We start from the raw sequence: 19634 nt of genomic DNA, 5'->3' as shown, positions 1-19634 counted from the left end.
TTTCCTTTGAAAGATATAGATCTTTTAGCCAAAAGATCTATATCTATTGTCGGACTATCATTTGACAATGTTTTTTTACAACCTGAGGGGGCTACTCTATCAAGGTTGAGAGATTTTTTTTGCTCTTGTACGAGAATAATGATTTATCTTTGCTGAAAGAGGAAATTTTCAGCTATTCTCTTATAAAAGAGGAACACGATAAAGATCTATGCAATTGATTGATTTCAATGATACAGCCACTGCGTTTGAGTTACGCACTAATTGCGATCTTCGGCGAGCTGCATGGCGCTTTCGTATTATGAGCAATCGGCTGATACGCTTTGCCCATAAGCTACACCTTCCCATTGCATGGATCGTAAACCCGACCTTATATAGTCACTTTGTACCCGGTAAAACTTTAGACGACTCCATCCCACGTCTAAATGAACTGAGGGAGCAAGATGTAAAAGCGACTATGTACTATTCGGCAGAAGCAAGCCGCAACGAGGAAGAGAGAGTGCTTATCTATAGCGAAATGGTTAATAGTGTGCGATTTGCTTCCGACCATCGTAATTTGATTAGCCATGCTATCTTCAAGCCCGGCGGATTAGTGCCGCTCAATACGTTAGTTCGCTATGCCGAGCAACCCGACAGCCTTTCGGAAGACGAAAAAGAGGAGATTACACTCTTTTACAATCGCTTTATGGAGCTTTGCCGGCTTGCTTACGACTTGGACATGCCAATCCTTGTAGATGCCCAATATCATGCCTATCAAGCTGTTATAGATCGCTTTACGGAAGAGGCTATGCAGCACTTTAACCAGCATCGTACGATCGTATACACTACTCTGCAGATGTACAAAAAGGATCGCCTGGAGTACCTAAAGCATTTACTTGATAAAGCCGAGAAGGAGGATCTTAAAATAGGGATTAAGTTAGTGCGCGGAGCCTATCTGCAAGCAGAGCGAAAGCGAGCAAGAGAGAAGGGCTATTCCTCCCCCATTTGCGATACGAAAGAGGATACCGATCAGCAATACAACGAAGCCTTGAGATTTATTGTAGCGCATTTGGATCGTTTTTCTCTGGTCTGTGGTACACACAATGAACAAAGTTGCCAATTACTTGCGCAGCTGATGGAGCAAAATGAGATTGCGCCGGGAGACCCACGCATTGTCTTTGCCCAACTATATGGGATGAGCGACCATGTATCCTTCAACCTCGCTGATACAGGCTACAATGTAACAAAGTATGCGCCCTATGGGACGGTACGCAAGGTGGCGCCCTATTTGATGCGTCGCATCGAAGAGTGTGCATCCGGATGCACACAAATACGATATCAACGTTCGCTCATCCAAAAAGAACTGAAACGACGCCGCGCTGAAAATGAGGCGTAGTTTCGGAGATAGAGATACACTCCCCCTTTTAGTTTATGTCGCATAGATCCGCTCTAATGACGATTTGCATGCTTGGTATCTCGTACTTTTCTCGTGCTCAAGAGCCTATTCCTGTCGATTCTACCTATCACCTACAAGGGGTAATGGTAACGGCACTAAGGTCACGTTATGAAGTAGTACAGCCTAAAGTACTTAGCGGCCAACAGTTGGAGCAGGTAGCCTCCTTTAGCGTAGCTGATGCACTCCGCACTTTTAGTGGGGTACAAGTACGTGATTACGGAGGTATCGGAGGGGTGAAGACAATCAATATACGAAGTATGGGAAGCCATCATGTGGGGTTCTTCTACGATGGAGTGGAGTTGGGCAATGCACAGAACGGACAAATTGACTTAGGACAATACTCGTTAGATAATATTGAACGAGTTGAGGTATATCATGGTCAAAAGAGCACTTACTTACAGACGGCTAAAGACTTTGCCTCATCCGGTACGGTCTATCTGACAACCCGCACGCCCTCTTTTCAAGGCAATGAGAAGCAGCACTTCACGGCAAAAATAAGAACCGGGTCTTTCGGGCTATTCAATCCCTCTCTTTACTACGAGTATAAGCTCTCGCCTCACCTCGCCTTTTCGCTTAGTGCGGAGCCTGTGGCTGCCCATGGTAGATATCGCTTCCGATACCGCAAAATGATTCCCGGCACGGATGTAGTAGCCTATGATACAACGGCGGTACGAGAGAATGGGGATATTACCTCACTACGCTTAGAGGGGACGCTCTTTGGCTCTACTTCAAAAGGACGCTACACATTCAAGGTGTATCATTTTGGCAGTGAGCGTGGAATACCGGGAGCCATCGTAAACAATGTATGGTACCGTAGTGAGCGTATGTGGGACAATAACAATTTTGCACAAGCCTATGCCAACACATTCCTCACCCCTAAGCTACGCCTATCGGCTATTGCCAAATGGGCACATTACGGCACGCGCTACAAGAACGGCTCCGATGCCCCGGTACCTATAGATACCCGCTTCCGCCAATTAGAGCTGTACACCTCATTAGCCGCCTCCTACGAATTACACAAAGGGTGGTATGCGGCCCTGGCGTATGACTTTCTTTGGAACCACCTATCCGGTGATCGATATGGCTTTGTATGGCCGCGTAGGCAGAGTCACTTTGTTGCGCTTTCTACTACCTACTCCGGAGCACAAGTAAAGGTGCAAGGCGCACTGCTTACTACTTGGATCATTGATAAGACAAAGCAGAAGGATACTCATCCGCGATTCAATCGGTATAGCCCATCGGTCACTATAGCCTGGCAGCCCTTACGCAATTTACCGCTGCTACATATCAATGCTTTCTACAAGCATTCCTTTAGAATGCCCTCTTTCAATGATCTCTATTACACGGATTTTGGCAATCCACAGCTACTCCCGGAGACAACGCAACAAGTAAGTGCCGGCATAGACTATACCCACCACTTTAGTAAAGTGACCTCATTAGCCGTGCGATGTGATGCCTATTACAACCGAGTGCACAACAAGATCGTTGCTTATCCCAAGGGGCAGCAATTTCGCTGGACCATGCTCAACTTAGGTCGAGTGTCCATTAGAGGGATAGATGCGTCACTCTCTTTTCAGACAAGGCCTACCCGAAGTACTTCCCTTGAGTTACGAAGTCAATACACTTACCAGAAGGCAATTGACGTAACGAATCCGGAAAATAGCTATTATAAGCACCAGATACCCTATATACCGCTGCATAGTGGTTCTGTGAACCTTGCCTTAGGCTATAAGCAGTGGCTCCTTGCCTACAACATGCAGTACACAGGCGCCCGCTTTAGTGCATCGGAGAATATATTTGTCAACTACGTACCGCGCTGGAATACACACGACCTGTCGCTTAGCTATGACTTTACCCTTTGGAAATGCCATATGCAGCTACTGGCAGAGTGCAATAATCTCTTTAACCGACAATATGAAGTGATTATTAATTATCCTATGCCGGGCAGAAACTTTAGAATAACCCTAAAAACAAAAATATGAAAAGAAGTTATTTTATTATTCCACTCTTGTTAGCCGTATTGATCGGCTTTGCATCTTGTACGAATGAACCAGAGATGCCGGATTATTATGAGAAAATAGCCGAGGCTCACCGTCCGAAGGATGTCTTTGGTGGTGTGTACATTTTGAATCAGGGAGGGATGGGGAAGAACAATGCCTCATTGGACTTCATCTGCTTCGAAAAAGGCTATTACATTCATGACATTTATGGAGCGCGTAACCCCAATGTCGTAAAGGAGTTGGGCGATGTAGGCAACGACCTGCATATCTATGGCTCTAAGCTGTTTGCCGTGCTTAATACGTCCAATAAAGTAGAAGTGATCAATATAAATGGTACACGTCGTATCCAACAGATCGATATACCGAACTGCCGTTACGTTGCTTCATATAATGGCAATGTATATGTATCCAGCTATGGTATAGCCGAATTTGGTAAGGAGGCCCTTGGCAAAGTGTACCGAATAGATACCGCCAGCCTTCAAATCACAGGAGAGCTTGAAGTGGGGTATCAGCCCGAGCAAATGGTCGTGCGTAACGGCTTGCTCTATGTAGCCAATTCCGGAGGTTATATGGCTCCACACTACGACAATACCGTATCTGTTGTTGACCTAAGCTCTTTCACCGAGATGAAGAAGATCCCCGTTGCCATCAATCTGGATCGTATGCTATTAGATGAAAGCAACAATATATGGGTTACCTCACGAGGCGATTACAACGAAATACACTCCTCCCTTTACATAATTGATGCCTCGGATAACGTAAGCAAGCTCGATATCCCCTGCACCAATATGGTACGCTACAAACACTTCATTTACTATATAGCAAGTGAGTGGATCAATAATGTATCGAAGGTTAGCTATGGGGTAATCGATACCAATACCAAGGAAAAGATTTCTGACAGCTTTATTCCTGCTGAGTATGTAGCTAAAATAAAGACGCCTTACGGATTGACCATTCATCCTGTAACAGGCGATATATACATTACCGATGCGGATAACTATGAAGTGCAGGGTAAGCTCTACACGTTCTCTCAAGACGGCAAGCTGCTTTGGGAAGTGAAAACCGGCTTTATACCTGCCTGCTTCGCCTTCCGTCCTAAGAAGTAATCTTGCTTTGGCGTACTATGAAAAAACTACTTAACCATCTAACGAGACACGCTGCCGCTTGTACAGCGTGCCTCCTTTTATACTTTCTGGCAGCCTGTAGTCACAGCACACCACAACCCCCACACAATGAGCAGCAGGGCGAGGAGCCTACTTCCGTTGATTATAGTGCCTTCGGCATACAGAAAGTCTATACCGTTGAATGGCTCCATGAGCTCAATATTGCTCCTAAAGGTGCCTTTCAAGCCATTCGATGGCAGCTTACTACACCCGACGGAGTGGCACAAGAGAGCAGTGAACTACCCACTTATCAGTTCTTTGCCCGAGATCGCGGAAGCTATAAGCTTGCCCTGTCCGTTACAGAAAAGGAGCACACCACAGAGCTGCCCATTACCATAGAGGTAATACCGGAGAAAACGCCCTACAGTAGATATTTGGCTCATGTGCTTACATTCTGCCCTGCGCCGGGACAATTTGTTAATGTACTCCCCTCCTCCAAAAGCGCATCTACAGAAGAAGACATGCGCACAGAGGCAGAAAAGAGCCTGAAGCAAAATGCTTTGATCTCCTTAGGGGCATTTGGGGGCTATGTGATATTTACTTTTGATCACCCTGTAGTCAATAGAGCGGGTATGGACTTCATCGTTTTTGGTAATGCGGTTGAGATTTACAAAAAAGAGGGCGCCAACGATGCAGAGCCGGGCTGTGTATGGGTGGCAAAAGACTTAAATAAAAATGGAAAACCCGATCATGAGGAATGGTATCAATTAGCCGGAAGTGAACATCACAACCCTAAAACTATTCACAACTACTCCGTTACCTATTTCCGTCCGGACAAGGAGCCTGTGACAAGTGCCGACAGTCTTCAATACATCCGTTGGGAGGATAATCAGGGTAATACGGGCTTTATCCCCAAAAACAAATACCACGCCCAGTTCTACTATCCTACATGGATCAAAGAAAAAAGCTACACGCTAAGCGGTACAAGACTACCCGATAATGCGATAAACAACAATGGTACCTACCTACTTCCCAACTTTGAGTATGGTTACGTGGATAACTATCCGAATAGTAGCGAACGGGCCCGTATGGACATCGATTGGGCTGTAGACAACGAGGGAAATAAGGTATCACTTGACCGAATAGACTTTATCAAGGTCGTATGTGGCATGCAACAAGTATGCGGATGGATCGGGGAGACATCTACCGAAGTAATGGGAGCCGCTGATCTACATATTCCTACTAAGTAATAGCCTATTTACATAGACGAAGAGGTGCGAAGCGTCTATCTTGCTCTACCCTATCTTCCTCTGCGTCTTGTGTTAAAGGGATTGTAAACGTTGTCGTTGGCTATTAATCCAAATATCCGTAATTTTGCAGGGATGAACGAACAGCGGGTAGACTATACAGAAGAGGATATTTCCACTCTTTCGTGGGACGAGCACATACGCCGTCGCCCGGGGATGTACATTGGCAAGTTGGGCAATGGATCCTCGCCGGATGATGGTATTTATGTACTTCTAAAAGAGGTTATTGACAACTCTATAGACGAGTTTGTCATGGGACAAGGCTCTACGATAGAGGTTGCTATATCTGATGAGGGACAAGTGACCGTGCGCGACTATGGGCGCGGTATTCCCTTGCGTAAGCTGGTAGATGCGGTAAGCAAAATGAATACCGGCGCTAAGATAGACTCGCAAGCGTTCAAGAAGTCTGTGGGATTGAATGGAGTCGGGCTAAAGGCAGTCAATGCGTTGAGTAGCTCCTTTGTTGTAGTCAGCCACCGAGAAGGACAGGAGAAGAAAGTTGTTTATAGCAATGCCAAACTGCTGGAAGAGGGTGAAATAGTTCCCTCCAAAGAGAAGCAAGGTACCTCGGTATGCTTTACTCCTGATGAAAGACTATTCAAGCAATATAAGTATCGAGACGATTATGTGCGTACCATGCTACGCAATTATTGCTTTCTCAATGCCGGCCTTACCATCCTTTACAAAGACGAAAAGCTCCATAGCGACAATGGGCTGCAAGACCTTCTTTCGGAGGACTTGACAGGCGAGCCTCTTTACCCCATCATACACCTAAAGGGTAATGATATAGAGGTTGCCATCACTCATGTAGACCAGTATGGAGAAGAGTTCTACAGCTTTGTAAATGGGCAGAATACGACCCAAGGTGGTACTCATTTGAGTGCTTTTAGAGAAGCTGTGGCAAGGGTAATCAAAGAGTTTTTTGGTAAAAACTTTGATTATGCCGACATACGAAGTGGCATGGCTGCTGCTATCAGTATTAAAGTAATTGAACCTACTTTCGAGAGCCAAACTAAGACCAAGCTCGGCAGTAAGGATATGGTGCCGGAGGAACCCCAGTACAAGAATGAACCTCTTTACGGGACCACAATACAACGCTTTGTGGGTGATTTCCTTAAAGCCGAATTGGACGACTACCTGCACATGCATGCCGAAAGCGCAGAGGCAATTCTCACTAAGGTACAAGCCAGTGAGCGTGAGCGCAAGGCAATGTCCGGTGTAACTAAGCTGGCGCGAGAACGGGCAAAGAAGAGCAATCTACACAACAAGAAGCTTCGCGACTGTAGCCACCACTTCAATGATGGTAAGGCGAAAGATCCCGAAAAAACGTCTATATTCATTACTGAGGGCAATTCTGCAAGCGGCTCTATTACAACGGCACGTGACCCCGGTTATCAAGCCGTATTCAGTTTGAGAGGCAAGCCCCTTAATACGTTCGGACAAACGAAGAAGGTCGTATATGAGAACGAAGAGTTTAATCTACTTCAAGCTGCCCTTAATATAGAGGATGGCTTAGACGGGCTTCGTTATAATCGGGTAATTATCGCAACGGATGCGGATAATGACGGTATGCATATACGTCTGCTGATGATTACCTTCTTCTTGCAGTTCTTCCCTGAGCTGATCCGACGAGGTCACCTTTTTATCTTAGAGACTCCGCTGTTTCGTGTTTCGTTACCTCGACACGAAGTAGAAGCCAAGCGTAAGAAAAACCTCAAAAAGAAAGCAAAGGGTGCAGAGGTAGAAGAAGAGGAGCATACCTACTACTGCTATTCGGAAGAGGAAAAGCAGCAGGCGATGAAAACAATAGGCTCTTCCGCTCAAGTAACACGCTTCAAGGGTCTTGGAGAAATATCTGCCGATGAGTTTCGCGATTTAATTTCCGAAACCAATATCCGCTTGCGACAAGTATCTATGCGTCGGGTAGATGAACCGCAAAAGCTACTTACCTTTTATATGGGCAAGAATACACCTGAGCGGCAAGACTTCATTATGGATAACCTGGTAGAAGAAGATGAGTAATACAGAGACAAGCGAGAAAGTGGCTATTTTTGCCGGAAGCTTTGACCCCTTTACCATCGGTCATAACGATATAGTAGAGCGCGCTCTTCGTCTCTTCGACAAAGTGATCATAGCCATTGGCGTGAATGGGAAGAAGAAGCCCATGTTTTCTGCACAAGTACGCCACCGCCAAATAGGCGATTACTACAAGGATAACCAGCGCATAGAAGTAATTACTTTCAGTGGCTTAACGGCAGACTTAGTAGCTCAGTACAAAGCCTCTGCTTTGGTTCGCGGTATTCGCAGTGGCGTGGATTACGAGTACGAGCGTACATTGGCAGATATCAATCACCAACTAAGTGGTGTGGATACGGTACTCCTCTTTACACAGCAGAACTTATCCCACATCAGCAGTGGCTCGGTACGCGAGCTGATTAGCTACGGATATGATGTATCCGGAATGCTTCCACCGGGCTTTGAACTATGATTTGAGGACAACACAAAGAGGCAAAAAAGTACGTAAGTCAATATTTATGTGTTTCTTTGCAAAAGGGAAAAAACAAGAAAAGAGTAAAACGATATGAGAAAGTTTCTTACATACCTTGGTGCTATCGTGCTGTTGATCGGCGTATTAGTACTGGCTGTACCCGCATTTATGCACACGACAAGCAATGTGACGCTCTACATCGGCATCATACTTGTAATCTTGGGATACGTACTGCATATTGTGCTTAACAAGCGCAACGAGCGGGGCGAATAGCTTAATTTATTAATTGGGAGGGGGAATCAAACCCTCCTTTCTTCACGATCCAAAACTCATCTTTGGAGGCTGTCGGGTACAGTGCTCCGGTTTGTTTATAGCTCCTATTAGATAATGTTTCTTATCCGGTAGAGTTATCAACAAGTAAGTGCGCTATCATTTTTATGCGTAATTTTGCTGTTGGTAAGGACAATTGTATGGGAAAAATAATCGCTTTAGCTAATCAAAAAGGTGGTGTAGGTAAGACTACTACTACGATCAATCTGGCTGCTTCTCTGGCTACCTTAGAGAAGAAATTGCTGGTAATTGATGCAGATCCTCAAGCTAATGCCACAAGCGGTCTCGGAGTTTCTCCCGAAGAGGGTAAGCTAACTATCTACGAAGCACTCATAGAGGAGATTGATGCTAAGGAGGCTATTTGTCATACCAAGATAGAGGGGTTGGACTTAATCCCCAGCCATATTGACCTCGTAGGTGCGGAGATAGAGATGCTCGAGCTACCCAATCGCGAGAGCATCATGAAGCGTTTGCTGCATCCTCTAAAACCTCTCTACGACTATATACTGATCGACTGCTCCCCATCTTTGGGGCTTATTACGGTTAATTCATTAGTTGCTGCCGACTCTGTACTGATACCTGTGCAGTGCGAGTTCTTTGCCTTGGAAGGTATTAGCAAACTTCTCTCTACGATTCGCATTATTAAGAGCAAACTAAATCCACAATTGGAGATTGAAGGCTTCTTAATGACCATGTACGATAGTAGATTGCGCCTTGCACGACAGATATATGATGAGGTAAAGAGTCACTTCCGTGAGTTGGTATTCGATACTGTTATTCAGCGCAATGTAAAGCTAAGTGAAGCGCCTTCACATGGACTTCCCGTTATTCTCTATGATGTAGAGAGTAAGGGAGCTGTAAATCACTTAGAGCTTGCTGAGGAACTCATTAAGCGGAATAAACAATCATAGAAGTCCCTCTCTGAGTATGGGAGAGGACTTGCTGAGTAAAGAACCAAATGAGTAAACGAGAACATAATGTATTAGGACGCGGCTTAGGTGCACTTATGAGCGATGCAACCGGGAGTTCATCCATCAATGATCTGCCGATAGACTTCGTACGTCCTAATCCGGAGCAGCCCCGCCGCACATTTGATCCGGAGGCTCTCTCCGAGCTGGCAGCCTCTATTAAGTCAATAGGGCTTGTACAACCCATTACAGTGCGTAAGATTGCCGATAACGACTACATGATCATCTCCGGCGAAAGACGCTGGCGTGCTTCGCAAGAAGCCGGATTAGCTACCATTCCGGCCTATATAAAAACAGCTGCCGATGATGAGATGATGGAAATGGCCCTTATCGAAAATATACAACGTGAGGACCTAAATGCCATTGAAATAGCACTTGCTTACCGCAAGCTGTTGGATATGGCAGAGATGACACAAGAAACACTTAGTGCACGCATCGGTAAAAATAGGGCTACCATTAGTAACTATTTGCGCCTACTCAGGCTTCCTGCAGAAATACAGCTTGGCTTAACCGAAAAGAAAATTGATATGGGTCATGCCCGTACACTACTCTCTCTACCCGAACCGGAGGAGCAACTTTCGCTTTATGCAGAGACACTGAATGAGCACCTCAGTGTACGTGAGTTGGAGAGACGCTGCAAGGCATACTTGGAAGGTACTACTGATCAGAAGAAGCGAGCCAAAACAAAGAATCGCTTTTATAGCAACGATGAGTACGATGCACTGAGTAAGCAGCTGAGTAAGCACTTTAATGCCCCTGTATCGCTATCTGCTACAGCTACCGGCAAAGGAAAACTGACCATACGCTTCAACTCAGAAGAGGAGTTGATGTATATAATACAACAAATAGAAGAGAGCCACCGCTGATAGCCTCTTTTCTAACGAATCTATATGAAGTTGCTTCACAGCATATACAGTAGAATATTAATAGGCATGCTGCTATTTTTTACTTCGAGCGTATTGTTTGCTCAAGAAGTATATTCATTTGAGCGCACCCCTATGCATTATGTCTCTGTTGTACCTGAAGTAACTTATACCGACACTCTTGCGACCACTGCGGCTGTCGATACCTTGCCGCCGGCAGAGCTACCGGCAGATATTGAAAAAGTGGCACTTCGCAAGCCTTTTGTTCCTAACTCCACTGTGGCACTTCTATGTGCTATTATACCGGGTGGAGGGCAGTTGTATAATCGAAAGTACTGGAAAGTGCCTATCGTCTTGTCAGCTGCTTGCGGACTTACCTATCTCATTGGATGGAATGCAAGCCAATTCAATGAGTATCGAACGGCCTACCGCGATTTTATGAATCCCAATCCTTTGGATCATGATTCATGGAAGAGCTTTGTTCCTCCCGGACAAGATCCTGCTAATTACGTAGGAGATAGTAATATACAAAATAGACTGAAGCGTGGGACTGAGCAATTTCAACGCAGTAGAGACCTCAGCATAATAATAGCAGCTGTTGTGTACATATTCTCTTTTATAGATACTTATGTAGATGCAGAGCTATTTACCTTTGATGTTTCGCCTGATCTTTCTATGGCCAATGGAGGGCGTGTCGCCTCACCAATGGTACCGTACACGACGTTCGGGCTTACTTGTAAGTTTAATTTTTAATGCAATTTCATCGTCTTATAAGACATGCAATAGTCTTTTTTTCGCTTACCCTTGTGATTGTGTCTCCGCTGATAAGCCAAACACACAAGCCTATTACTTCAAGTTGCGAAATAGTTGTTCCCTCTCAGTTAGAGGCGGATGCAGTAGAGCTGCTAAGGAAATGGCATAGAAGCTACTCGGCGCAGCCTCTCAATATCAATACCAATAATGATCAAAAAGCAGGATCCACTCCCCGCACTCAATTCAATGATGCGGATGTATCCACATGGCTTAGTAAGCTACCCACTGAGATAGACGTAACTTACAATTCTTCTGTACAAAAGGGGATTGATCTCTTCCTCAAGAAAAAGAGACGTATGATCCCCTCCATGCTCTCCTTAGGTAACTACTACTTCCCACTTATCGAAACTATCTTTGATAAGTATGAAATACCCACAGAGCTGAAGTATCTTGCACTCATTGAATCCGGACTCGATCCGAGCGCTACATCACGCTCCGGAGCTAAGGGGTTGTGGCAGTTTATGTTACCCACAGCCAAGGCCTATGGGTTGGAGGTCAATGGGCTGGTGGATGAGCGTATGGATCCGCAGAAAAGTACCGAAGCAGCGGCCAAGCACCTGAAGGATTTGTATCAAGTGTATGGTGACTGGCTGATGGTTATTGCCGCCTATAACTGCGGTATAGGGAATGTGAATAAGGCCATTCGAAAGAGTGGCGGTAAGAGCTCCTTCTGGGGGATATACAATTATCTACCTCATCAAACACGTGACTATGTACCTCTCTTTGTAGGTGCTTATTACACCATGCATTACCATAACGAGTACGATTTGCACGAAGATGAGGCGGCACTACCCTGTGATGTAGATACGATTTATATCCGTGATCGCTACTCTATATCCTCATTGGCAAATGCCTCCAGTATAAGTGAATCGCTATTTAAGATGATCAATCCGCAGTTCAAAGCGAGCTATATACCCGGAGATATCCATCCTTATGCGATCAAGCTGCCTATTGCTGCTATTACCCGATTGGAGCAATCCGATTTAATGCTCTCTGCGCCCGGCAAGCAAGATCCTATCAAAAGGGATAAGATCATCGTACAAGAAGTAACCATCAATACGAACCCCAATCGTAGCTACACTGTAAAGCGCGGAGACTCGCTTTATTCGATAGCTCGACGGCACAATGTAACGATTGAGGCACTCATGCGTATAAACGACATAAAGAGCGTCACGGTTAAGCTAATCCCCGGAAAGGAGCTATCCATACCGGAGGTTGACTGATCTACCGCCCCCTATCTCGTTTTTAGGGGAATCGTGTGGGCGTTGCCCATTCATCTATATCTTTTCATCAAAAGATCAGAAAGTTTCAAACGAGACATCAGAACCTTTCGTTTGAAAGATCCGTATCTTTTGAAATAGCCCTCATAACCTTATTTCTATAGACCCTTGAAGAGGAGTTTGGAAAAGTCAAACTATCTTCAAGGGTCTATTTTTAATGCGCTTAGCCCTATTAAACCGATTGATTACACGATAGGCAGTAAAAATAGCTATATTTGTAGTTGCGCTGGCTAAGAGTACATCTTTGTACCGTAGGTCTGCGATTTGTTTGGTAATACACAAAGAAGACTACTATTTCGTATCATGCTAAGAAAGATACTATCCGTATCAGGTAAACCCGGGCTCTTCCGCCTCTTATCACAGAGTAACAACGCTTTTATCGTGGAGTCCCTAGTGGACAAGAAACGCATGCCCATTTATGCATCCGATAAGGCCATGAGCCTTCAAGAGATAGCACTCTACACGAAGGAGGGAGAGATGCCGTTAGGGGAAGTTTTGGATAAGGTTTACGCACATTTAGAGGGGCAAAAGATGAGCGATGAACGCTTTATCAAAGGGAAAAAAGAGGAGCTGTACGCTCTGATGGAAGAAATACTTCCTGTTTACGACAGAAGTCGTGTGTACCCGACCGATATAAAGAAGCTTTTCACTTGGTATAATCTGCTCTTGGATAATGGGTTTACTAAGTTTGCCCGTATAGAGGAGTCTAAAGAAGAGAAGCCCGATGCTGAGGAAGCGGGTAATAACGACAAGTAACTTACGTATCATTCACTTTTAAAAGATCATACAGATTATGTTCAAATCGATGAAGACATTCCTTGCAAAGGAATTGAATCAAATTAAGCAAGACGGCCTGTATAAGGAGGAGCGCATTATCACTACGCCCCAGCGTGCTGCCATTAAGGTTAAACCAGGAAAAGACGTGATTAACTTCTGCGCCAATAACTATTTAGGCTTGGCAGACAATCAGCGTCTCATCGATGCAGCTAAACGCGCTATGGACAGCCATGGGTATGGTATGAGCAGTGTGCGTTTTATCTGTGGTACACAAGATATACACAAAGAGCTTGAAGCAGCTATTGCACACTACTTCAAAACGGAAGACGCTATCCTCTATGCAGCTTGCTTTGACGCTAATGGAGGGGTATTCGAGCCACTCTTTGGACCGGATGATGCTATCATAAGCGACTCCCTCAACCACGCTTCTATTATCGATGGAGTGCGTCTGTGTAAGGCTAAGCGCTACCGCTATGCAAATGCTAATATGGAAGAACTTGAAAAGTGCCTGCAAGAAGCTCAAGCACAGCGCTTCCGTATTATTGCTACCGATGGGGTATTCTCTATGGACGGCAATGTGGCGCCTATGGACAAAATATGTGCCCTCGCTGAAAAATATGATGCTATGGTAATGGTCGACGAATGCCACTCAGCCGGTGTAGTTGGTCCTACGGGTAGAGGTGTTGGGGAGCAATTCAACTGTATGGATAAGATTGATATCCACACCGGTACATTAGGCAAGGCCTTCGGAGGTGCAGTAGGTGGCTTTACAGCCGGACCTAAGGAAGTAATCGATATGCTGCGTCAGCGCTCTCGTCCCTACCTATTTAGTAACTCGCTGCCCCCAGCAGTAGTAGGTGCCGGATTGGAATTGTTTAAGATGTTGGAAGAAGGTAACGAGCGTCATACGAAGCTCATGGAAAATGTAAACTACTTCCGTGATAAAATGCTCGCTGCCGGCTTTGATATCAAACCGACCCAAAGTGCTATCTGTGCAGTGATGCTTTACGATGCGCCTCTCTCTCAAAAGTATGCTGCCAAGCTTCTCGAAGAGGGTATCTATGTAACAGGATTCTACTATCCCGTAGTGCCGAAGGGAGAAGCCCGCATCCGCGTACAGCTCTCTGCAGGACACGAGAAAGAGCATCTTGATCGCTGTATTGAAGCATTTATCAAGGTTGGTAAAGAGCTTGGTGTGATCAAGTAAAGCCACTACAACTTTTATAGAAAGAGCCTCGCAAACCCATATCGGTTGCGAGGCTCTCGCTTTTAGTTCATATATAGGAATGGCTCAATAAGAGCGTTGTACCATCCAATCCAGCAAATCGATCATTTGATTGCGTGCTCTACTTTCTTCAAATGAGGCTAATAGTTGCTTGGCTTGCGATACATACTCAAGCATCCTGTTTTTTGCATAATCAATACCACCGTTTTGTACGGTATAGGCAATAAGCTCATTGCGTACGGTAAGATCACTCCTACTATCTTCTATACGCTGCATAAGCTTTGCGTACGATGCACTATCGGCACGCTCCAATAAGACGAGTAGCGGCAAGGTGACTTTTCCTTCCACCAGATCATTTCCAAGCGGTTTCCCGATCTTCTCATCACCTACATAGTCCAACATATCATCCTTAATCTGAAAAGCCATGCCGATACATTTCCCTATCGAAAAGAGCTTGCCCAGTACTTCCGGTGAAGCACCGGCTATCATGCCACCTAAGGCTGCAGACGCTTCAAACAGAGAGGCAGTCTTGTGATATATGATTTCGTTGTAACGCGCTATGCTAAGCCTTTCGGTATGCTGAGATTCAGCAAGCTGCTGCAGCTCACCCTCACATAGACTACGGCCGGTTCGTGCTACGATCTGCAGTATATCCTTTGAAAAATGATTTAAGCCGTAGTCGAATACTGTAGTTAATAGTAAATCACCTACCAATACCGCAATGTGATTGTTGTAGATTGCATTGAGGGTCTCTTTACCGCGACGTAGCGTACTATTATCAATTACATCATCGTGAATCAGGGAAGCAGTGTGTAAGAGTTCTATTACAGAAGCCATGCAAGCAGCCTCTTCACCTACCTCTCCGCCTGCTAAACGATTAGAAAGAGCTAAGATGGTGGGGCGCATATGCTTACCACTGCTCTTCTTTAGCCGTTCTAAAGCATCATTAGCAATAGAGACACGACTCTCCAAAAGACTATTATAAGTCTTCTGAAACTGACTAAAAAAGCTCTTTTCACTCTCCTGGAGTATGCTCAATGCATCCATTTTCCCACGCTACTATAAGTCCACAAAGGTAATGTTTTTACACAATTGATTTTTTAAGCTTTGCGCAAAGCATCCAATCTATAGAATGAGTACCGCAAAAGTAACCCCATTAAGGTTAAGGTAATAGGAAAAGCACTCCACACGGCAGCCAGCTGCTCCATAGGATTATTCCTTACTATCACAAAGGCAAATAACCATATCAAGAGAGGTGCCAATACCAAATGACACAATACGGCAATGGGTATTAGCGTGCGTACATATTCCATTCCGCGTAATGCATTGGCAAAAAGGATCTGTAGTACATCTCCAAATTGATAAAGCACTACCGGAAGCAGTGCCAAAGCCGTATAGGCAATGATCTCTTTATCTGAAGTAAAAAGGCAGCCTAACCAACTTCGTGTACATAAAATAAATATAGCTACCCCGGAAGCTATCAGCAGCCCTATCCGTATAGCCGCCCTCATAGCCGTGCGAACCCCTTTATAATCATGAGCCGAGCGATAGTGGCTAATATGAATGGCGGTAGCTGCGCCCAAGCCGTAATACACCATAAATCCAAGCGTAGTCACAGTAGCTGCTACTTGATGAGCAGCCAGTGCTGTAGAGCCTAATTTACCTACCGCTATAACCGCAAAAGTAAATGAAGCAGTCTCTAAACCTAATTGCAGCGAAATGGGTGTACCTAAACTAAACAAACGACGATAGATGTGCTTGTCTACCTTGATGCTTCCATAGAGCCTCAGAATTGCCTTCATTGACCTTTTGCGGCAGAATATAATCCACAGTAATACAAACATAGATACTCTGCCCAACAAAGTCGCTACGCCCGCTCCAAAAAGTCCCCACTCGGGAAAACAACCCCAGCCATAGATGAGAAAGGCATTGAAGATGATATTGATCACATTCCCCAAGAGCGCCACATACATAGGCCACCTCGTTTCGCTCATACCATCAAAGAACTGCTTCAAGCTATTAAACAGCATAGAAACAAAGAACGAAACAATCTGTAAGTAATAGTAAGGCAATACGATAGGAAGTAGCGAAGAGGGTAGATTGAACCACCCCAAATAGGGAATTAGCAGCAAGGCAATCGCCGAAAAGAATACCCCTACCAAGATGTTTATCCTAAAAGAGCCCTTCAGTAGTGCAGCCAAACGCTGACAATCGCCTCGGTGCTGCGCCTCTGCAACCATAGGGGTTAAGCCATAGGAAAAGCCTAATCCCATCACTACAAAAAGATTTAGAAAATTATTGACAAAAGAGGCTGCCGCAAGCTCGTCATTCCCATGGTGCCCAACCATTATGTTATCCATAAAAGCAACCAATATGATAGACAGCTGTCCGATCACAATAGGTAGCCCCAAGCTTATCAATGCACGATAATGAGGACGATAACGACTATCCGATAATACAATACGCGCGCTCTTCACCCTTCCGCAATACACAGATTTCTACTGCATCAAGGTCTGGCGTATCCTTTGAACAAGCTTTTTGTTGCTCTCCTCGCTTGATTCCTCATTCGACGCCCATACGATAAGCAGCGAATCTCCTTCGTGAAGCTTACTTTTACCCTTCGGTACTAAAAAGCGATCATTCCTCTTTATAAGAATAACCAACTCATTCTCTCCCAATTGCACACTACGCAATTCGGATCCATGGGCAAGCATATTTTTATCTACTACACGCTCTTCCATGCGAGTGCCTGTCTCTTCCGGTATCTCCACACCTACGAAGCTCCCTTCAGGGGGTGCCGGAGTAGCCAATCCCAACCAATAAGCCACGGGAGTGATGGTCATTCCTTGCACCAGGAGAGAAAGCAGTGTGATAAAGAATACAATCGAATAAATATGTTCCGCCCCTTCTATGCCATTTACTACCGGATAGGTGGCAAATATAATGGGCGCAGCACCACGAAGTCCTACCCAAGAGATAAAAGCTTTGCTATTGATCGACATTTTCCTGAATGGCAATAGGGATACAAATACGGCAAGAGGTCTTCCAATAAACATAATGAATATGCCGACCAATACAGCTAAAACACCTACATGCAGCATCTCATGCGGATTCACCAGTAGGCCAAGGAGCAGGAACAGCGTAATCTGCACCAACCAAGCCAATCCATCGAAAAAGTTATTTATTCCCGAGCGATGCTTCAAGCGGTTGTTACCCACTACAATACCCGCTGTGTACACCGCTAAATAACCATTACACTTAATAAGCGATGTAGTGGCAAATGTGAAGAGTACCAAGCAAAGCAACATAATAGGGTAGAGCGTTTTATTCGGTATTGCGAGCCTATTGATCAATAGAACGGCTAAAAATCCCATGACTACCCCAATGACTGCACCTAATACAAATTGATAGAGGAACTGAAATACCATCTCCCATGCCGATAGAGCTGTACCCTCTATATACTGCATAAGTACAATCGTAAGCATGTAGGCCATAGGGTCATTACTACCACTTTCAAGCTCCAAAGCAGGCTTCAAATTATTACGCAGCTGCACACGCTGAGAGCGTAATAGTCCGAATACAGAAGCTGAGTCCGTACTACTCATCGTAGCTGCCAGCAGAAAGGCTAGCGGAAGCGAGAATACCTGCCCCAGAGAAAAATGGTTCGATAGGTACCAAATAAAGGTGCCTGTGAAGATTGTAGTCAATAAGACGCCAACCGTGGAAAGTACTATCCCGGGACCCAGTACAGGGCGTATCTCCTTTATCTTCGTATCCATACCCCCGGTGAAGAGGATAATGGTTAAGGCGACCATACCTATATTTTGTGCCATCTTGGCATCGCTGAACTTGAAGCCTAATCCATCTACGCCAAAGAGCATTCCCGTAAAAAGGAAAAGCAATAATGCAGGAATACCAAAACGCACGCCTACCTTGCCGATAATTATACCTGCAAAGATGATAACACTACAAAAAAGTAGCAGAGTCTCAATCGAAAACGACATGCTTGCGCGTGGCTAACTTGTTACCTATACTTGTTCCTTCTTCTGGCAGATACACACTACCCCAATAAGCTCTCATACCCTTAGCACTTACTTACTCATTTGCCGGTGGGTATTTACCTCATGTATTGCGCATCCTCTGCAAAGATAGAAAATTACCTCCTTAGATGCCCTTTTCCCCTGCGCTATACCTATCAAGAATATCAATAACCCGATGGCGCTTTTAGGGCTGTACGCTTTCTAAGTCGTTTAGTAGGTCATAGTCTCTGAACTGAGGGAGAGTGTGGGCATCCAGCATATATAGTAGTACCGCGATGAGCAACTTTAGATCGGCTTCTCCCTTATTGGTATAGGAGAGCAGAAGGTCCGGCTTACGAAAATAGAGTACTCCATATAGCTCGGTCAAGCGTGGGGCTTTATGCATCGGATTGAGGTTGAGGCGCTCCATAAAGTACTCTCCCTTCTCCATAGTACAGAGTGCCGCCTTCCCACTCCAGGGAAGGGAGGGAAGTCCATAGTGAAGGCAGTCGGCATCCATCATTACCTTGTGAAAAAATAGGTTGTGGGCTACTACTACTTTTGCCTTTTCTAAGCTACGGGCGAATGGGGTATATACAGATGTAGGGGTATGTCCCGAGCGCTGCATCATAACGGTTGAAATGCCGTGTATCTGCTCTGCTTCCGGCGTAATAGTTTCGTCGGCATGCAGTAGATCGAAGTGGCTTTCAATGAGCCGCCCTTTAGTATCAAGTAGTGCATAAGAGAGTACTACCACTCGCGTAGGTACAACGGCCTCTTCGTAGAACAGCAGATCTCCGGGTTGTGTCGAACAGGTCTCCGTATCAAAACAGAGAAAATAGGGCTCGCTTCCCTTTGGTGCTTTAGGAAAGTGGAACAGGCTGCTCTTTGTTACATTGAGCGAGGCTCCGGGCAACGTGAACAACTCTTCTGTAATAGTACGCTGTCGATGCTTACGCTTCGTGCCGAACCAATAAAGGGCCACCACGATTAGCACTAAAAGCGCTACATCAACGAAAAACATAGCTT

The 19634-nt window shown here is 45.2% G+C and carries 17 protein-coding genes; 13 read left to right on the top strand and 4 right to left on the bottom strand.

Features of this window, described 5'->3' with window-relative positions; translation table 11 throughout:
- Positions 1-208: 208 nt before the first annotated feature.
- The 13 genes from ACLWMH_RS00265 (at position 209) to kbl (ending at position 14568) form a co-directional block, all read left to right on the top strand.
- A complete protein-coding gene (locus tag ACLWMH_RS00265) occupies positions 209-1372 on the top strand; it encodes a proline dehydrogenase family protein (RefSeq protein WP_411914776.1) in 1164 nt (387 codons plus the stop codon).
- Between the two features lie 35 nt (positions 1373-1407).
- Positions 1408-3414 (top strand): TonB-dependent receptor, encoded by a 2007-nt coding sequence (locus ACLWMH_RS00260; protein WP_411914775.1) that lies wholly within the window; start codon positions 1408-1410, stop codon positions 3412-3414.
- Complete coding sequence (locus ACLWMH_RS00255) at positions 3411-4538, top strand: YncE family protein (protein WP_411914774.1); 1128 nt, start codon at positions 3411-3413, stop codon at positions 4536-4538. Before ACLWMH_RS00260 ends, ACLWMH_RS00255 begins: the two co-directional genes overlap by 4 nt.
- A gap of 17 nt (positions 4539-4555) precedes the next feature.
- On the top strand, positions 4556-5785 hold the full coding sequence (locus ACLWMH_RS00250; RefSeq protein ID WP_411914773.1) for a cell surface protein: 1230 nt from the start codon (positions 4556-4558) through the stop codon (positions 5783-5785).
- A gap of 132 nt (positions 5786-5917) precedes the next feature.
- A complete protein-coding gene (locus ACLWMH_RS00245) occupies positions 5918-7864 on the top strand; it encodes a DNA topoisomerase IV subunit B (protein ID WP_411914772.1) in 1947 nt (648 codons plus the stop codon).
- A complete protein-coding gene (gene coaD / locus ACLWMH_RS00240) occupies positions 7857-8330 on the top strand; it encodes a pantetheine-phosphate adenylyltransferase (protein ID WP_411914771.1) in 474 nt (157 codons plus the stop codon). Before ACLWMH_RS00245 ends, coaD begins: the two co-directional genes overlap by 8 nt.
- Before the next feature lie 93 nt (positions 8331-8423).
- Positions 8424-8603, top strand: a complete 180-nt coding sequence (locus ACLWMH_RS00235) for a hypothetical protein (protein ID WP_411914770.1) — start codon at positions 8424-8426, stop codon at positions 8601-8603.
- A gap of 197 nt (positions 8604-8800) precedes the next feature.
- Positions 8801-9571, top strand: a complete 771-nt coding sequence (locus ACLWMH_RS00230) for a ParA family protein (protein WP_411914769.1) — start codon at positions 8801-8803, stop codon at positions 9569-9571.
- Between the two features lie 47 nt (positions 9572-9618).
- Entirely contained in the window at positions 9619-10494 is an 876-nt protein-coding gene (locus ACLWMH_RS00225) for a ParB/RepB/Spo0J family partition protein (protein WP_411914768.1), read from the top strand.
- A gap of 66 nt (positions 10495-10560) precedes the next feature.
- Positions 10561-11244 (top strand): DUF5683 domain-containing protein, encoded by a 684-nt coding sequence (locus tag ACLWMH_RS00220; RefSeq protein WP_411914767.1) that lies wholly within the window; start codon positions 10561-10563, stop codon positions 11242-11244.
- Between the two features lie 59 nt (positions 11245-11303).
- Complete coding sequence (locus ACLWMH_RS00215) at positions 11304-12527, top strand: lytic transglycosylase domain-containing protein (protein WP_411914766.1); 1224 nt, start codon at positions 11304-11306, stop codon at positions 12525-12527.
- A 360-nt stretch (positions 12528-12887) separates the two neighbouring features.
- Positions 12888-13340 (top strand): DUF5606 family protein, encoded by a 453-nt coding sequence (locus ACLWMH_RS00210; protein WP_411914765.1) that lies wholly within the window; start codon positions 12888-12890, stop codon positions 13338-13340.
- 37 nt (positions 13341-13377) lie between these two features.
- Positions 13378-14568: a glycine C-acetyltransferase gene (kbl, locus tag ACLWMH_RS00205; RefSeq protein WP_411914764.1), complete on the top strand. Its 1191-nt coding sequence runs from the start codon at positions 13378-13380 to the stop codon at positions 14566-14568.
- An 84-nt stretch (positions 14569-14652) separates the two neighbouring features.
- On the opposite strand, the gene ACLWMH_RS00200 is transcribed toward kbl, so the two are convergent.
- From ACLWMH_RS00200 to ACLWMH_RS00185, 4 genes are all read right to left on the bottom strand, one after another.
- Positions 14653-15633 carry a polyprenyl synthetase family protein gene (locus ACLWMH_RS00200; RefSeq protein WP_411914763.1) on the bottom strand — a complete coding sequence of 327 codons (981 nt, stop codon included), beginning with the start codon at positions 15631-15633 and terminating at the stop codon, positions 14653-14655.
- Between the two features lie 53 nt (positions 15634-15686).
- Positions 15687-17063 (bottom strand): MATE family efflux transporter, encoded by a 1377-nt coding sequence (locus ACLWMH_RS00195; RefSeq protein ID WP_411914762.1) that lies wholly within the window; start codon positions 17061-17063, stop codon positions 15687-15689.
- A 21-nt stretch (positions 17064-17084) separates the two neighbouring features.
- A complete protein-coding gene (locus ACLWMH_RS00190; protein WP_411914761.1) occupies positions 17085-18590 on the bottom strand; it encodes a potassium/proton antiporter in 1506 nt (501 codons plus the stop codon).
- Positions 18591-18810: 220 nt separating this feature from the next.
- Positions 18811-19629 carry a 3'-5' exonuclease gene (locus ACLWMH_RS00185; RefSeq protein ID WP_411914760.1) on the bottom strand — a complete coding sequence of 273 codons (819 nt, stop codon included), beginning with the start codon at positions 19627-19629 and terminating at the stop codon, positions 18811-18813.
- Between the last annotated feature and the right edge of the window lie 5 nt (positions 19630-19634).

This window comes from Porphyromonas miyakawae (assembly GCF_045865415.1).
In the GTDB taxonomy this organism is placed as follows: Bacteria; Bacteroidota; Bacteroidia; order Bacteroidales; family Porphyromonadaceae; genus Porphyromonas; species Porphyromonas miyakawae.
This window is presented reverse-complemented; position numbering and strand designations above follow the sequence as displayed.

Coding starts and splice junctions, on each gene's coding strand:
- ACLWMH_RS00265 (WP_411914776.1), top strand. CDS start 209: ATGCAATTGATTGATTTCAATGATACAGCCACTGCGTTTGAGTTACGC.
- ACLWMH_RS00260 (WP_411914775.1), top strand. CDS start 1,408: ATGTCGCATAGATCCGCTCTAATGACGATTTGCATGCTTGGTATCTCG.
- ACLWMH_RS00255 (WP_411914774.1), top strand. CDS start 3,411: ATGAAAAGAAGTTATTTTATTATTCCACTCTTGTTAGCCGTATTGATC.
- ACLWMH_RS00250 (WP_411914773.1), top strand. CDS start 4,556: ATGAAAAAACTACTTAACCATCTAACGAGACACGCTGCCGCTTGTACA.
- ACLWMH_RS00245 (WP_411914772.1), top strand. CDS start 5,918: ATGAACGAACAGCGGGTAGACTATACAGAAGAGGATATTTCCACTCTT.
- coaD (WP_411914771.1), top strand. CDS start 7,857: ATGAGTAATACAGAGACAAGCGAGAAAGTGGCTATTTTTGCCGGAAGC.
- ACLWMH_RS00235 (WP_411914770.1), top strand. CDS start 8,424: ATGAGAAAGTTTCTTACATACCTTGGTGCTATCGTGCTGTTGATCGGC.
- ACLWMH_RS00230 (WP_411914769.1), top strand. CDS start 8,801: ATGGGAAAAATAATCGCTTTAGCTAATCAAAAAGGTGGTGTAGGTAAG.
- ACLWMH_RS00225 (WP_411914768.1), top strand. CDS start 9,619: ATGAGTAAACGAGAACATAATGTATTAGGACGCGGCTTAGGTGCACTT.
- ACLWMH_RS00220 (WP_411914767.1), top strand. CDS start 10,561: ATGCTGCTATTTTTTACTTCGAGCGTATTGTTTGCTCAAGAAGTATAT.
- ACLWMH_RS00210 (WP_411914765.1), top strand. CDS start 12,888: ATGCTAAGAAAGATACTATCCGTATCAGGTAAACCCGGGCTCTTCCGC.
- kbl (WP_411914764.1), top strand. CDS start 13,378: ATGTTCAAATCGATGAAGACATTCCTTGCAAAGGAATTGAATCAAATT.
- ACLWMH_RS00200 (WP_411914763.1), bottom strand. CDS start 15,633: ATGGATGCATTGAGCATACTCCAGGAGAGTGAAAAGAGCTTTTTTAGT.
- ACLWMH_RS00190 (WP_411914761.1), bottom strand. CDS start 18,590: ATGTCGTTTTCGATTGAGACTCTGCTACTTTTTTGTAGTGTTATCATC.
- ACLWMH_RS00185 (WP_411914760.1), bottom strand. CDS start 19,629: ATGTTTTTCGTTGATGTAGCGCTTTTAGTGCTAATCGTGGTGGCCCTT.